Consider the following 15,348-nt stretch of genomic DNA (forward strand, 5'->3'; position numbering starts at 1 on the left):
GGGGCAAAATGGACAAAAGAATTGATTTAACTAAGGGGAAAATAACAAGTAATCTTATAAAACTTTCCATACCTATTATGGCAACCTCCTTTATACAGATGGCTTATAATATGGCAGATATGATTTGGGTTGGTAGAGTAGGAAGTAATGCAGTAGCTGCTGTTGGAACTGCTGGATTTTTTCCGTGGCTTGGTATGGCTTTTGTTATGATTTCAAAGGTTGGGGCTGAAATAAAGGTTGCACAAAGTTTAGGAAGACAAGATATTGAAGGAACAAAGGAATATATAAAAAGTGCTTTTCAAATAAATATTATCTTAGCTCTTTTATACTCACTAATTTTGCTTTTATTTAATAATCAATTAATAGGATTTTTTGATTTAGGAAATCTTGAAGTTATAAAAATGGCTAGAATATACTTAATAACTATTTCAATAGGAATGATATTTAGTTTTTTAAATCCAGTTTTTACAGCAGTTTTCACAGGTTCTGGAGATAGTAAAACTCCTTTTATAGCAAATACTATAGGATTGATTTTTAATATAGTATTTGACCCTTTATTAATATTTGGAGTAGGATTATTTCCTAAGCTTGGAGTTTTAGGTGCTGCTCTAGCCACAGTTTTAGCTCAAGTTATAGTTACTATTACATTTTTATATATAATGATAAAAAGTAAAGCTAAGTATTTAAAGGTTAATATATTTACTAAAATAAATATAAATTATGTAAAGATTTTATTTCATATTGGTTTACCTGCTGCCTTTCAAAGTGGATTATTTACTGTTTTCTCAATGTTTATAGGAAAAATAGTTGCAGTTTTTGGTCCTATTCCTATAGCGGTTCAAAAGGTAGGTTCTCAAATAGAAGCAATTGCATGGATGACCTCAGGAGGAATAGCCACAGCTTTAGGGACCTTTGTTGGGCAAAATTATGGAGCTAAGAAATTTAAAAGAATATCTGAAGGTTTTAATATAACAATGATAATAGCTATTTGTGTAGGGATTTTTGCTTCTTTTATTTTAATTTTCTTTGGAGAAGAAGTATTTAGTGTATTTATACCAGAAGCTAAGGCTATTGAAGAAGGAATTGTTTATTTAAAAATTCTTGGATATTGTCAAATACTAGTTTGTATAGAAATAACTACAACAGGTGCTTTTAATGGTCTAGGAAGAACTTATATACCTTCTATAGTTAGTGTTTTATTAACTGGTGCTAGAATTCCAATGGCTTATATAATGTGTAAACCAGAATTTTTAGGTTTAGAAGGAATTTGGTGGGCTATAAGTATAACAGGAGCTTTAAAAGGTATTGTTATATATGGAATATATAGATATTTATATAAAAAAGATAAATTATTTAAGTATAATGAAGAAGGAAAAGATAAGACTATAAGCTTATAATATTAAAAGTACAAATAAATTAATGAAAATTTTAAAGGTATTTCATTAAATTTATTTGTACTTTTTATTATGATTTTTTTCTATTTAATATTAAGGATAAAATAAGAACTACTACTGAGGTTAAAGCTATAGTTCCACCAGGGGCTAAGTCAAATAAAGAAGATAAAAGTAAACCACTTAAAACATCTATAACACCAACTATCATAGATATGATTAAGGATTTAGTAAATCCCTTCTTAAATTGCATTGCAGTTGCTGCAGGAATTACAATTATAGAAGAAATAACAAGTATTCCCATAACCCTAATAGAAACTGATATAGTAGCTCCTACTATAATAGTAAAAATATAATTTATAAGTTTTGTATTAATTCCAGCAATTTTAGCACCTTCTTCATCAAAGGTTGTGTATATTAATTTGTTATATAATAAAAATATACCTATAAAGCAAAGAATAGAAACTAATCCTATTATTATTAAATCACTTTTTGAAACTGTTAATATACTTCCAAATAAAAAGGAATTAACTGTTGTACTAGATTTACCACTACTAATTAATATAAGTGCTAAACCTAAGCTAAAGGTAAGTATAATAGACATTGATAGTTCTGCATATTTTTTGTAATAATTTCTTAAAAGTTCAATAAGCAAAGCACATATAGTTGTAAATATAAATGCACTTAAAAGAGGATTTATACCAAAAACTAATCCTATAGCAACTCCAGCAAAGGAAGAATGTGATAAGGTATCTCCTATCATTGAATATCTTTTTAGCACTAAGAAAAGTCCTATACAAGGACATAAAAGAGATATTATAAACCCTGCCATAAAAGCATTTCTCATAAATTCAAATTGAAAAATATTTTGTATAATAGACATTTTAAAAGACCTTTCTATATAAATTCCGTATTTGTTTTATTGATTTTTTTAAAGTAATCTGAGGCTTTATATAATTTAGCCTTAGAAGATTTAAGCTCTAAAATATATGAAGAATATCTTAGAGATTTTTGTATATTGTGTTCAACACATATAATTGTCATAGCTTTTTCTTTATTTAATTTATATATAAGTTCATATATATCTTTTTGAGTCTTTTCATCTATTCCTGTGGAGGGTTCATCTAAAATTAAAATTTTAGGATGGCCTATTAAAGCTCTAGCAATAAAAACTCTTTGCTGTTGTCCTCCTGAGAGAGAACCTATTAGCTTATCCTTAAATTCTAACATATTAACAGCTAAAAGAGCTTTATCTATTTCGCTTTTATCCTTTATCTTTAAGGTTTTTAAATGTATTTTTAAGACTTCATAAACTGTAATTGAAAATTGAGAATTGAAATTATCAACCTTTTGAGGAACATAGCCAACACTTTTTAAGTTTATTTCTATATTTCCTTCAATAGGTTTTAAATATCCTAATAAAAGTTTTAAAAGAGTAGTTTTAGAACTTCCATTTTCCCCTACTATAGATATAAATTCCTTCTCTGGTAAATTTAAGTTTATATGGTCTAATTGATAAGGCTTTTTACCATTATAGGAGAAGGAAAGATTGTTTATTTTTATCAAGTTTTATCACTCCTAATTTAATTCTAAATAAATTATACATGGATTTTAAAGTAAGTGCAAATAATTTGCATTTTAAGTTAACCTTTCTATTTTTTCTAAGGACCATATATTATTTTTATTCTTTTTAAAGTATGCTAAGGCATTGGTAGATTTATGGGGCTTTTCATAAGTAAGACCCTGTATATTTAAAATAGCAATATCTTTGTCTAAAAATTTTAAGTCAAAATTTTTTATTGTTAAGAAACTATTTTCTATATCTCCCTTTGTTGATAAATATTCTGTAGCAAAGTATAAATCTTTACATTTTTGATTAACATAAAACTTATTAGCTATAAATAAGGAAGGAAAAATAATAAGAAAGATAAGAGAAATTAAAAAAATAAATCTTCTTATAAAAAATTTATTCATTAAAAAACCTCCTTTAAATATTTATAGTAATATTTTACCATAATTTTACATATCAATAAAAGTTATAAAGCTTATTTATATATATAATATATACTTGCAAATATAAATATAAAATTTATAATTAGTATATATAGATATAGAGGAAAGGATGATATAATATGGATTTTTCTTCATTAGTCATAATGGAAAAGGATAAAGAAAATGGAATTATAAAAGGGGAACTTGGTAGTTATTATATTTTAGAAGGAAGTAATTTTGTTAAGAAGTTATATTGTGTAGATGGTGAGGTAAGTCTTTTTTTTGATACAGATAAAGATGTGTTAGAATGGGAGTTTTCAGCTATATATGATTTATTTGAAAGTGAAAAATTTACTTCTTTAGGTTATAGTATAGAAGAGGTTGATGAAGAATATAATCCAACTTGGAGAGTTAAATTTAATTTTGAAGAAGAACATGAAGAAATGAGAGCAGTCTTAAATGAACTTTGCTCAATTATAAATAATCAAATGAAAAAGGTTTTTTTAGATATAGAAGGTAAGGAAGAAGATTACAAATAATATTTGAAGGGAGAATTAAGATGAGTGAGGTTAAAGAGTTAAAAACAAGAGATGAAATATTAGATTGTTATAAGTGGCGAATTGATAAAATATATAAAGATGAAAATAAGTGGAATGAAGATTTAGATAAATTAAAAAAAGAAGCTAAAGCTTTAAAGGATTTTGAAGGAAAATTAGATAATAAAGATGAATTAAAAGCCTTTCTTTTATTAAATGAAAAATTAAGTAGAAAATTTGAAAAGTTATATGTTTATGCTCATATGAGAAGTCATGAAGATACAACTAATGCTAAAATGCAAGATTTAGTAAATAAAATAGATTTTTATTCAGCAGAATTTTTAAGTTATACTGCATATTTTGTTCCTGAAATTTTAAGTTTAAAAGATGGAGTGATAGAAGAATTTATAAAAGAAGATAAGGATTTAAAAAAGTATAAAATTTATTTTGAAATGATATTAAAGGAAAAACCGCATGTATTATCAAAGGAGGCAGAAGGGATTTTAGCTTCAGTTTCAGATTGTCTAGGAGCCCCTGAGAGTATATACTCAATGCTTACAAATTCAGATATGACCTTTGGAGAAATTTTAGATGAAGATGAAAAGTTAGTTACTTTAAGTGAAGGAAATTATAGTTCTTTTATAAAAAGTAAAAATAGAAGAGTAAGAAAAGAGGCATTTAATCTTTTATTTTCAACTTATAAAAAATACGAAAATACCTTAGCAACAAGTTTATCAAGTTCTATTAAAAATTTTGTTTTTAATAGTAAAATAAGAAAATATAAAAACTCTTTAGAGGCTTCCTTAGAGCCTAATAATATTCAAAGTGATGTATATTATAATGCTTTAAAAGCAGTAGAAAATAATTTAGATTCACTTCATAGATATGTGGAAATTAAGAAAAAGCTTCTTAATTTAGAGGAAATTCATATGTATGATTTATATGTTCCTGTTATAGATAATAATAAGGAAGTTTTAGAGTATAATGATGCTATAAATTTAGTTAGAGAAGGTTTAAGGCCTTTAGGAGAAGAATATTTAAATATATTTAATGAAGGAATAAATGAAGGCTGGGTAGATGTTTATGAGAATAAGGGAAAAAGAAGTGGTGCTTATTCATGGGGTTCTTATGACACTATGCCTTATGTACTATTAAATTATAATTATGAACTAAATGATGCCTCAACTTTAGCTCATGAAATGGGTCATTCTATACATTCTTATTATACTAGAAAGACACAACCTTATATATATGGAGATTATAGTCTTTTTTGTGCAGAGGTTGCTTCAACAACAAATGAAATTTTACTTATACACTATTTAATAGAAAAGGAAAAAGATAAAAATAAAAAGTTATATTTAATAAATCAAGAGTTAGAACAAATAAGAACAACTGTCTTTAGACAACTTATGTTTGCAGAATTTGAACTAAAAACTCATGAAATTGTTGAAAGTGGGGAGTCAATAACATCAGAAGTTTTATGCAACATGTGGAAAAACTTAAATATAAAATATTTCGGTAAGTCAATGAATGTAGACGAAGAAATAGCTATAGAATGGGCTAGAATACCTCATTTTTATTCTGATTTTTATGTATATCAATATGCTACAGGATATGCAGCGGCTTCTTCCTTTGCAAAAGAAATTCTTACAAAGGGAGAGGAGGCTGTTAAAAGATATAAAGAATTCTTAAAGGCTGGAGGTTCAATGTATCCTATAGATACCTTAAAAGTAGCAGGAGTAGACATGACTACAGAAAAACCTCTTCAAGATACATTTAATAGATTTAATGAGCTTTTAGATATGTTAGAAGAAATTATTTAGAAAATGAGGAGAGGCAATGAGTAAATTTGAGCAAGATTATTTTAACTTACTTATAAATAATTATGGCTTTTATGTTGAAGATTTAAAGGGAAAAGGTAAGGAGTTATGGATAGCCTTAAAAACTGTTAAAGATGATGGTAAATATGCAGTTATAATATCTAAGTCTTATGAAGAAGAAGAAAATTTAGAAATAGCAAAAGAGTATTTAGAAACTTTAGATAAGCCTTATTCTCTTCATAATATAGTTATATACAAAAACTATGTTAAAAATGAAAAGGAGGAAGAAGACTTTGCTATAGAAGAAAATTGCCATAGAGTAATTGTTGATGCTGAAAAAAAAGAAATTATAAAAAGTGATAGAAGCTCTGAGCCTTTAGTTAAAATACTTGATTTTTTATTAAAGAAGAAAGAGGAAGTAAAGCTTCCTTGGTATAAAAGATTAAAATGTGGAAAGGTTACAGCTATATTAATAAGTTTAAATATTTTAGCCTTTTTAATTTGTCTTATAATAGCAACTGCTCTTGGAGCAGGATTTTTTAGAAATCTTATAGAGATGAATCCACAGATTTTATATTGGATGGGAGCAAAGCATAATAATGCCATAATATTTAATGGAGAATATTATAGGCTTATAACCTCAATGTTTTTACATGATGGAATTGTACATCTTGTATTTAATATGTATGCTTTATATATATTAGGAGATTTTATAGAAAAAATTTATGGAGCAAAGAAATATTTAGTTATATATTTTGTTTCTGGTATAGTTGCTAGTTTATTTAGTCTTTATTTCTCACCACTTATGGGAGTTGGAGCATCAGGGGCTATATTTGGACTTTTAGGGGCTAGTTTAGTTTTTGCTTATAGTGAAAAGGATAAAATTGGAAAGAGTTTAATAACTAATATAATAGTTATTATTCTTCTTAATATATTTATAGGTCTTTCTCTACCTAATATAGATATTTCTGCACACTTTGGAGGTTTTATAGCAGGAGCTATTTTAGCTATTTTTTTCAATAACTATAAGATAATAAAGAAATAATATAAAAGACTTTTCTTATTATTACATAAGAAAAGTCTTTTTTTAGAATAATTTTAAAAGATTTAATTTTAAAAATACACTTATAGAATTATCTTCAAAATTTATAGTAAATACTATATACTAAAAGGTGGATAATAATTAAGGATAGGAGAGAAATGTTTTGCAAATTTCAAAGGTTGATATAAAGTTAAATGAAGAGGATATAAAAAGTTTTATTAATGACTTTGTTAAAATAAAAGGACTTACTATAAATAGTTTGAAAATAAAAGAAGGGATAGAAGTTGAAGGTGTTTTTAAAAAGGTTCTTTCCTTAGGATTTAAGGCAAGAATAGATATTTTAGGTATAGAAGATAACAACTTAGTTTTAGAATTTTCAAAGGCTAAGCTTATGAGTGTTGGTATATTAAAACCCTTTAGAAAAATAGGGTTAAAAATAGCTTTGAAGGGTTTTAAAGAACAAGGAATTTTAGTAAAGCAAGATAAAATACTTGTAAGTTATAAGAAAATTTTAGAAAAAATACCTTTTTTAAATTTAAACTTTAATACTTTAGAGATTAAAGAAGGACTTTTACATATATCTTTAGATAAAATTGATCTAGAAATTTCAAAACTTAAAGAACCTGTTTTAGAAATAGAAGTTAAAGAAGACATTGAGGAAGAAAAGACAGAAGATTATATAATGAGTATAAATGTAGAAAAGGTTAAGGATAGTTATACAAGTAGTAGGGAATTTGTAGTTGAGCATATTCCAAATAAGGTAAAGGATTATAAAGATTACATAATGTTTATACCAGATATAGTTGCTTTGATTTTTAGACTTTTAAAAGATAAAAGAGTACCTCTTAAAACTAAAGCTATAGTTTCAGCCTCTTTAGGTTATGTAGCTTGTCCTATAGATATTTTACCTGATAAGATTCCTTTTTTAGGAACTCTAGATGATTTTACTGTTATTTTTTTCGCTTTAAATAGAATAATAAAAGATGTAGATATAAATATTATATTGGAAAATTGGCAAGGAAAAAATGAGTTTGTTATTGTTTTAAGAAAAACTGTAGAGTTTTTCGGAGGCTTTACAGGAGCTAACAATTTAGAAAATATATATGAAGTTATAGATTTAATTACAAATTAAAAAGGAGAATAATATGGCTAAAAAGTATTATGCAGTAGCAAAGGGAAAGTCAGGAGTGGCAAAAATTTTTGAAACTTGGCAAGAGTGTCAAAGTGAAGTTATAGGAGTTAAGGGAGCTAAATATAAAAGTTTTGCTTTAAAAGAAGAGGCTGAAGAATTTATTAAGCTTCATGAAAGTGGTGTAAGTATTAAAGAAACTAAAGGATATGAGGAAAATATAGATGATTTAATCTATATTTATGTAGATGGTAGCTTTATGGTGCAAAAAGGTAACTATTCTTATGGTTTTTTAGTTGTAAAAAACAATGAGATTTTACATGAAGATAAGGGAGTTGGATATAATAAAGAAGCTATAGCTTTAAGAAATGTTTCAGGAGAAGTTGAAGGTGCTATGAGAGCAGTTAGTTATGCTATAGAGAAAGGATATGAAAATATAATTCTTTGTTATGATTATCAAGGAATAGAAAGTTGGGCTTTAGGAACTTGGAAGAGGAATAATGACATAACAAAGAATTATCATGAGTTTATGAAAGATAAGTTAAATAAAATCAATGTAAAGTTCAAAAAAATAAAGGGGCATAGCGGAAATAAGTTTAATGATAGAGCTGATATTCTTGCTAAAAAAGCCTTAGAAAGTATTTAATGCTATTACTTACCTCTTATAAAAATTTTTTAACTACACAAAATAGTTATAAATCAATTATTATTAAAGAGGTGATTATTATGGGAAAAAAAATAATGACTACTTTAGCAATAGGAGCCATAGGAGCAGCTGTTGGAATGATGGTTACACCAAATCTAGACAGAAAAACACAAAGAGCTTTAAAAAGGGCTTCAAGAAGAATGATTGATGCCGCCGGCGAAAGTATGGGCTGGATGGAATAAGATTTATTAAAAAAGCAGCTTTAAGCTGCTTTTTTGTATATATATAGAAATTTTTTTTCATAGTGGAGAATTTTTTGATTATAATATATAATATTTTTAAATAATAAGTGTGTATATTAAAAAAACAGAAATATAACTTCTTAAAATTAAAGTATATTATTAAAAGATTTTAAAAAATGCACAAAGATATAGATTTTTTTACAAAAATACTGAATAATTGACATTCAAACCTAAATTTATGATATAATTTAAGTGGTTATGGATGTTAAAATAATAACAGTAAGAGGATGATTTAAGCTATGGAAATATTATCATTGGGAGAAAAAATAAAAAGAAGAAGAAAAGAATTAAATATGACTCTTAAGGAATTAGCAGGAGATAGAATAACTCCAGGACAAATTAGTTTAGTTGAATCTGGAAGATCAAATCCTTCTATGGACCTTTTAGAGTACATTGCACTTACATTAAATACTTCTGTTGAATATTTAATGGAAACTGAGAAAACACAGGCTGAGAAAATATGTTTATACTATGAACAGATAGCTGAAAGTGCTATTTTAAATGATGATATAAAAAAGGGTGAGAAATTTATTGAATATGCTATATATTATGCAGATAAGTATGACCTTATATATAGAAAAGCTAAAAATTTAGCTTTAAAGGCAGAGATGCATTTGAAAAATGAAGAACATCTTTTAGCCCAACAGTATTTTCTGTCTGCAAATATGTTATTTTTACAAATCAATAGTCATATAGATATGGTTAAAACTTACGTTAATATAGCAAAAATAAGCATTCACTCTAAGGCATATTATTCGGCAAATTCATACTTAAAAGAAGCAGAGAAGATATATATAAATAATAAGCTTACAGAGGATTTACTTTTAGGTGAAATTTATTATTTAATATCAAAAACATACTTCTTTATTGAAAATTTACAAAAGGCAATAAATTTTGCATTTTTAGCGAAAAGCGAATTTGAAAAAGTTTACAACAAAAAAGCTTATGCTAAAAGTTTAGAATTATTAGCAGAGGAACATGCTAAAGTAGGAGATTTAGAAAGCGCTATAGCATATTCTAAGCAAAGTCTTAACGTATATAGAGAACTAGAACAATTAGATAAAATAAGTGCTATAGAAGATTCTCTAGGAAAATTATTCTTTGAATTTGATAATATAGAGGAATCTTTTGAGCATTATAATAGAGCTATGAAGATAAGAGAAGAAAATACAGATTCTAAACTTTTAGATACTTTATTTAATTTATGTGAAAATCATATTAAAACAAAAAATATTACTAAGTGTATAGAAATTTTAAATGAAATAAAAAATAAATTAAATATTAGTGATGTTAACAGATTAATAGAATATAAAATTTTAACCTTTAGAATTGAAGTTCTGCAAAATAATATAAAAGAAGCAGAAAATATTTTATTAGATACACTTGAAATTGCAAAAAGAAATAATATGAAAAAGAAAGAAGCAGATATCTCTATTAGACTTGGAAAGTTTTACTTAGAATTAAAGAGAGATTATGAAGCTGCCAAATATTTAGACAAGGGTATAAATAATCTTAAAAATTTAGGTGTAATTAAAAGTTAAGGTATAGGTGAGAGTAATGGATTTTTTATCTACAGGGGAGAAAATAAAAAGAGCTAGAATATATAAAGGTTTAACCTTAAAGCAGCTTTGCGAAGACGACATATCTATATCTAGAATGAGTTGTATAGAAAATGGAAAAGTAAAAGCTGATAAATGGGTATTAGAATTAGTTGCAGATAGGTTAAGTTTAGACCTTGAATATCTTTTATGCGATGATTTAACACAATTAAATAATTCTATTAGTAAATACATGAAAAAAAATATATTAGATGATGAAGAAGCAGAAGAAATTAGAGAATATTTAGAGTATTCTTTAAGTAAAGGTTATGAAGATATATCTTCAAAGCTTATGCATATTCTTTTTATAAGTTACACAAATCTTAGAGATTTTAAAAAGGCTAAGGATTTATTAAGTGAATATTCAAATATTTATGAAAGTAACAAAGACAGTAAAAGAAGATATTATGAAGATTTAGCTTTATATTTTACAGTAAGAAAAAATTTTTCAGATGCTATAACTTACTATAATATGCTTTTAGATTTTTTACTAAAAGAAGGAATAGAAAAAAATACTGAAATTTATATAAAAAATGCAACAGCTTTAGCAATTTGCAATTATAGAGTTGGAAACATAAATAAAAGTAAAGAAATAATTGAAGATATTTTTTCTATAAAAGGAATTAATGTTAATGAAAAGTGCTTAGGAGAAGCGCAAGGAATTTTAGCTATTTTAGAACTTTTAGAAGGGGATTATGAGGAGTTTAGTAATAACTATAATAAGTACAAAGAAAAGGTAGATTGTAATTGTTATAATTGGAAAAGAATAAATAGTTTAATTATTGATGCCTTCTTAAAATGTGGAAAGTATGAAGAAGCACAAAAGCTAACAGAACATTCCATATTTAACGTTAATAAAGAGGATAAAATAGGTTATATAGAACTTCTATTATTTATAATAAATGTATATAATAAAAATGGTTGTATAGAAAGTGTTAAGGAATACTGTGATTTATCCTTAGAACTTGCAATAAATAAAAATAATATGTTTTTTATAGAAAGAAGTTATTATTTTAAGGCTGAACTTAGTAAAAATGAAAGAAGTGATATGCAATGGGAAATGTATATGAATTTAGCTACAGACCTTTTACTTAAGTTTGGTACTTATGAAGAAAAGAGAGCAAGATATTTAGAAATGGCAGACCTTTATCATTATTTAGATGATACTAATGAAGCTTTAAAATATTTAAGCTTTGCTATAAAAGAAGTAGATAACTTATATTAAAACAATAAAAGAGTTAGAATTTAAAATTCTAACTCTTTTTTATATAGTTAATCTCTATAAAATAAATCCATAGTTTGTTGTAAAAAACTTAATTTGCAATTAAAACAGTTTATATTTATAGGTCTAAAAAATTTTTTTAGCCTTGCCATAAAAAATACCTTCTTTCATATCTTCTCTTTTCTTTTATGAGTTTATTATATAATTAATTTAGATAAAAAATAATTTCTATTCATGTTTAAAAAAATGTACAAATGTAAGGAATTTTTAAAAGGTAAATTTTATAAAAAGGCAAAAAAGTACTGTTTTTTCATGTTTATTATACAATATTAAAGCTTTTTAAGTATAAATAGTTCTGCACAATAACCCTGAAGGGTTGTTTGTATATTTAAAATAGTATTTTTCTTTGAATACTTAAATTCTATTTTAGGATAAGAAGCTTTAAAGAGTATATCTTTTTCAGCTTTTCTTAATCTTTTAGGTTTTCCCATAGAAATCCAATAGTTAAAGGAAGAACCAAAGTTTTCTCCTAAGGTGTATTTAGTTATTCTAACGTCACTATCTAAATCTATTAAGTTTAAGGAAAGCTTTTTATCTACCAAGTCCTTAACTCCTCTAAGTTTAGTAAAATCTTTAAAATCTATTATAGAATTAATATCTTCATTATAAGTATAAACTAGAAGTTGATACTCATCTTCTGATTTAGTAAGTATATATCCATTTCCTTTATAAAGAAGAGTATCTCCAAGCTTACTTAGAAAATAATAAGCATAATAGGAAGGTTTTTTAATTCCTTTATCATTTACCATAGCAGGATAACCAAAGAAAACTTCATTTGTAATATCTATTTGTCTATCTAAGGCATCAAAAGCTTTTATAAAGTCTAATTTTTTTCCAGAGTTTATTGTATTATGAATTATATAAGGAAGCATATAAGCTGTATCATAAATTAAATCTATTTTATTATTTAAGGTATAGTAATCTTCTAATAAGCTTATATTTTCCTTATTAAATAATTCTACTAAGGAATCTTTTAAAGCTTTATCTATTGAATTTGTAAATTGAAATTTTAAATCCTTAAGGTCAAAGCTTTCCACTTCCCTAAAGAAATCTATAAAGGATTTTATTATCTCTAAAAAGTTTTCTTTTGAATAACCAAAATCATCTAAAACTATTAAAGGAATTAAGTTTAAAGAAGATATATATTCAAATATATCAAAGGTTCTAGTCCAGTTAAAAAATTTAGAACCAGGGAAAATTCCCATATCAGAGGAAAATACATGTAAAAGTCTAATGTATTTGTACCCTATATGGTCTTGAAGGTCATATACAATGTCTTGATTGTCTTCAAGTAAAAGGTCAAAGGCATCTCCTACATTTAGTACTTCTTTGAAATATTTATTAAATTCTTCTCCTTCAGTATTCATATTAAAGGTTAATTTGTGTATTTTATCTTCGTAATTAAAACGAGGATAATCATCTAAATAATAAGAAAGTTCGCATAGACTTTCCTTTAGTGGAAAGTAAGTTATTAATTTTTCTTTATTATATTCTTCCTCACTTATTTTATTTTTTTTTCTAAACTGTAGAGGGGTGCAATTATAATATGCTTTAAAATGTTTATTAAAATATCTTGTATGAGAAAATCCAATTTCATAGGATATTTCAGATAAGGATTTATCAGTATCTAAAAGTAGTTTTACAGATTCTTCTACTCTAGTTAGGTTTAAAAGGTCTGTAAAGCTTAAACCTGTTGCATACTTTATTTCATGTGAAAGATAATGAGTACTTAAAAATTCTTTATTAGCAATATCTTTTAAAGTTATATTTTTATTATAGTTATTAAATATATATTTAGATATTCTATGATATCTTTCAAGTAGCATATTATTTTCATGAATTTCCTCATTATCATATAAAAGATAGTGAAAATTATTTAAAAGATGAAATAAAAGCTCAACTAAGGACTTTTCTATATATTTATCATAATCATCTACTTTTTGAGCCTCTTCACATAAAATAATAGATAAAAATACTCTAAGTTTATCATAAGACTCATCACTTTGTGCTCCTACATCTGAAGTATTTGTATAAAAAAACATATTTTCTATATCGCTATAGTATTTTTCAAAAAAATGAGGGTCTATTTTAAATATTAAAACTCTGTTTTCTTCATCAGAATAAATTCTGTGAGTTTGTTCTGTATTAACTATTTCAATTTCATCTTCTCCTATTTCATAGCTATCAGTATCTATATCAACCTTTATACTACCTTTAAGAACATATAAAATTTCTATAGCATCATGCCAATGAAGAGGATAGTTTTTTATATTTGCATAGGAAATAGTTACAGGGACACTAGAAGGGAAATTAACATATTCTTTTCTCACTTAAAAAACTCCTTCTTAATATTAATAATATTTATTTAAGCCTTAAGATTAATTTGTAATAAATTTTAATTTTATATACTTAAGGATTAGTTATTAAATAATTTTCCTTTTGTTAATATTATATATCAATAGATTTTAAAAATAAAATTTGCTAAATAATGTTATGCTTATAAGTTGATAAAAATAAGAGTATGATTTAATATTAAAAGAGGTGATAGATTTGAATTATGTTTATATTTTAAAGTGTGGAGATGGGTCTTTATATACTGGTTGGACTAATAACTTAGAAAAAAGAATAAATAATCATAGAAAGGGATGTGGAGCTAAATATACTAGAGGAAGAGGCCCCTTAGAGCTTGTTTATTTTGAAAGCTTTAAAGAGAAGAGAGAAGCACAAAGCAGAGAATACTACATAAAAAAACTTACAAGAAAGCAAAAGTTAGAGTTAATAAGTAGTATGAATATTTAGGAGGAAAATTATGAAAAGAAAATTAACCTATGATATCTATTTTGAAATTATTTTTTATATTTTACTTTTGGCTTATTTAGTCTATGGAATAATAAATAAAAATTTTAATTTACTATCTTCTGTAGTTTTAACTTTTATAACATTAATTTTACCTAGACTTATATGCAAAGTTGCAAAAATAAAATTATCTCCTTTTTTAAACTTTATAATAGTAGGATTTATATTTATTTCTATGTTTTTAGCTAAGGTAAATAATTTTTATGCAATTCCAAACTGGGATACATTTTTACATACTTTATCAGGAATATTAACCTTTATACTTGGTTATATGTTATTTTTATATCTTAATGATTATAAAACAGATAATGTAAAGCCTATTCTTATTTCAGTTTTTGCTATGATATTTGGAATTGCTTGCACAGCTATATGGGAAACTTGGGAGTTTTTTACAGACCAAACTTTTGGCCTAACAGCACAACTTAGCTTATTTGATACAATGAAGGATATAATAACAGGAAGTATTTTCCCTATAATTTTAGCACCTTTCTTAAATAGATTCTTAAAAGGAAAGAAAAACAGATTATTTCAAGATTTAACTGATTTTATGAGAACAAATAATAAAAGAAAATAATTTTATATAAGTATGGTAGAAACTTTAGCTTTTAAGGTTTCTACCATACTTTTTTAAAAATATTTATAAATTGTTAAGCAAAGGTGTATAAATGGTAAAAAATAGATTTTTATTAATTTTTTTCTAGTGATTAAAAGCTTTTTACTTTAGAATCTAAGTGGGAGACTTATAAGTTAGGAG

Annotated in this window: 15 protein-coding genes; 11 read left to right on the forward strand and 4 right to left on the reverse strand. The window is 25.2% G+C overall.

Annotated features, from left to right (window positions below; all coding sequences use genetic code 11):
* Positions 1-8: 8 nt before the first annotated feature.
* Complete coding sequence (locus tag AC4FQV_RS03610; protein ID WP_491164486.1) at positions 9-1,397, forward strand: MATE family efflux transporter; 1,389 nt, start codon at positions 9-11, stop codon at positions 1,395-1,397.
* A 67-nt stretch (positions 1,398-1,464) separates the two neighbouring features.
* Here the strand turns inward: AC4FQV_RS03610 and AC4FQV_RS03615 are convergent, their stop codons facing one another.
* The 3 genes from AC4FQV_RS03615 to AC4FQV_RS03625 form a co-directional block, all read right to left on the reverse strand.
* Complete coding sequence (locus AC4FQV_RS03615; protein ID WP_491138781.1) at positions 1,465-2,274, reverse strand: metal ABC transporter permease; 810 nt, start codon at positions 2,272-2,274, stop codon at positions 1,465-1,467.
* 14 nt (positions 2,275-2,288) lie between these two features.
* Positions 2,289-2,957, reverse strand: a complete 669-nt coding sequence (locus AC4FQV_RS03620) for a metal ABC transporter ATP-binding protein (protein ID WP_491164489.1) — start codon at positions 2,955-2,957, stop codon at positions 2,289-2,291.
* 72 nt (positions 2,958-3,029) lie between these two features.
* On the reverse strand, positions 3,030-3,365 hold the full coding sequence (locus AC4FQV_RS03625; protein WP_491138778.1) for a hypothetical protein: 336 nt from the start codon (positions 3,363-3,365) through the stop codon (positions 3,030-3,032).
* A gap of 158 nt (positions 3,366-3,523) precedes the next feature.
* Between AC4FQV_RS03625 and AC4FQV_RS03630 the strand changes: the two genes are divergently transcribed.
* The 8 genes from AC4FQV_RS03630 to AC4FQV_RS03665 all read left to right on the forward strand — a co-directional run bounded on the left by AC4FQV_RS03630 (position 3,524) and on the right by AC4FQV_RS03665 (position 11,681).
* On the forward strand, positions 3,524-3,922 hold the full coding sequence (locus AC4FQV_RS03630) for a DUF6762 family protein (RefSeq protein ID WP_491138776.1): 399 nt from the start codon (positions 3,524-3,526) through the stop codon (positions 3,920-3,922).
* Between the two features lie 20 nt (positions 3,923-3,942).
* Entirely contained in the window at positions 3,943-5,742 is a 1,800-nt protein-coding gene (gene pepF, locus AC4FQV_RS03635) for an oligoendopeptidase F (RefSeq protein WP_491164491.1), read from the forward strand.
* Between the two features lie 16 nt (positions 5,743-5,758).
* Positions 5,759-6,784 carry a rhomboid family intramembrane serine protease gene (locus AC4FQV_RS03640; protein WP_491138773.1) on the forward strand — a complete coding sequence of 342 codons (1,026 nt, stop codon included), beginning with the start codon at positions 5,759-5,761 and terminating at the stop codon, positions 6,782-6,784.
* Positions 6,785-6,944: 160 nt separating this feature from the next.
* Positions 6,945-7,913 carry a YkvA family protein gene (locus tag AC4FQV_RS03645; RefSeq protein ID WP_491138771.1) on the forward strand — a complete coding sequence of 323 codons (969 nt, stop codon included), beginning with the start codon at positions 6,945-6,947 and terminating at the stop codon, positions 7,911-7,913.
* Positions 7,914-7,926: 13 nt separating this feature from the next.
* Entirely contained in the window at positions 7,927-8,556 is a 630-nt protein-coding gene (locus AC4FQV_RS03650; protein WP_491164493.1) for a ribonuclease H1 domain-containing protein, read from the forward strand.
* Positions 8,557-8,636: 80 nt separating this feature from the next.
* Complete coding sequence (locus AC4FQV_RS03655; RefSeq protein ID WP_491138769.1) at positions 8,637-8,798, forward strand: hypothetical protein; 162 nt, start codon at positions 8,637-8,639, stop codon at positions 8,796-8,798.
* 299 nt (positions 8,799-9,097) lie between these two features.
* On the forward strand, positions 9,098-10,399 hold the full coding sequence (locus AC4FQV_RS03660; protein ID WP_491138767.1) for a helix-turn-helix domain-containing protein: 1,302 nt from the start codon (positions 9,098-9,100) through the stop codon (positions 10,397-10,399).
* A 16-nt stretch (positions 10,400-10,415) separates the two neighbouring features.
* Positions 10,416-11,681, forward strand: a complete 1,266-nt coding sequence (locus tag AC4FQV_RS03665; RefSeq protein WP_491138765.1) for a helix-turn-helix domain-containing protein — start codon at positions 10,416-10,418, stop codon at positions 11,679-11,681.
* Positions 11,682-12,007: 326 nt separating this feature from the next.
* On the opposite strand, the gene AC4FQV_RS03670 is transcribed toward AC4FQV_RS03665, so the two are convergent.
* Positions 12,008-14,068, reverse strand: coding sequence for a helix-turn-helix domain-containing protein (locus AC4FQV_RS03670; RefSeq protein ID WP_491164495.1), 2,061 nt, complete (start codon positions 14,066-14,068; stop codon positions 12,008-12,010).
* Positions 14,069-14,288: 220 nt separating this feature from the next.
* On the opposite strand from AC4FQV_RS03670, the gene AC4FQV_RS03675 reads away from it, so the two are divergent.
* Complete coding sequence (locus tag AC4FQV_RS03675; RefSeq protein WP_491138762.1) at positions 14,289-14,537, forward strand: GIY-YIG nuclease family protein; 249 nt, start codon at positions 14,289-14,291, stop codon at positions 14,535-14,537.
* A 10-nt stretch (positions 14,538-14,547) separates the two neighbouring features.
* A complete protein-coding gene (locus tag AC4FQV_RS03680) occupies positions 14,548-15,168 on the forward strand; it encodes a DUF2238 domain-containing protein (RefSeq protein WP_491164498.1) in 621 nt (206 codons plus the stop codon).
* The last annotated feature ends 180 nt before the right edge of the window (positions 15,169-15,348 follow it).

The sequence above is a fragment of the Clostridium sp. TJA038 genome (assembly GCF_058310255.1).